Genomic DNA, 731 nt, shown 5'->3' with positions numbered 1-731 from the left:
TCCCGATGTTGGCTGAGACACCTGCCGTTTCTCCGATTGACGCAGCCTTGGATGTGTTCCGCCAGAAGATGTGTACCGCATTGGACGAATGGCGAAGCGGCAAGATGTCCGCATCGGCTTGCGCCTCGGAATGTGAACAACTCTACGAAGATGCAACAGAGGAAGTAGCCATTATCTTGGAGAAAGCCGACAATGGCAATTCAATTGGCAAGGTGCCATGCGGAAGAAACATTCCCGAATCTGTAGGACACGCCTTTTGTATGACCGCACTCACAGCTGTCTGCGAAGCCACATTCCATCAGGTGCTTGGTCAGGAAACAGAGAAATCCACTGCCACCTCCCTTCTTCCCTTCTTTTACAAAGACCTGGGAGGAGACTGGCTCTCATTCATCGAGGCGGCAAAGGCAATATCTGAATTGGCGTTGGATGGAAGCTCACCCGCCTTGCAGCAGGAAAGCGCAGCCATCAAGTCGCAGTTTCAGTCGCTCTGCCGACCGTTCCTTGCCATTGTAGCCAACCAGGAGGTTTCATGTTCCTCAAAAGACAGTATCGACCTCTAATATTCACCGAACAACGCTTCTTCTTTTCTACTGGCACCGTGCTTCACACGTCTGCCATTGCTGTAAAATAATCGGGCTTGCCCGTTGGTCGGAAATGAGGGAATTTGGGTAGCCTAATACCCCTCTTGGTCTCCGACCATCGGGAGGCTGTCCTTACAAGCAGCAAGCTGG

Annotated in this window: 1 protein-coding gene; it reads left to right on the top strand. The window is 52.0% G+C overall.

Translation table 11 applies throughout. The features are described from left to right. On the top strand, positions 1 to 560 hold a 560-nt coding region (locus KQP79_RS25790), incomplete at its 5' end, for a hypothetical protein (protein WP_264386602.1). Positions 561 to 731: the final 171 nt, after the last annotated feature.

Source organism: Bacteroides sp. DH3716P (genome assembly GCF_025914115.1).
In the GTDB taxonomy this organism is placed as follows: Bacteria; Bacteroidota; Bacteroidia; order Bacteroidales; family Bacteroidaceae; genus Bacteroides; species Bacteroides ovatus.
Note: the sequence above shows the minus strand (reverse complement) of the source record. Positions and strands in the feature narration are given on the sequence as shown.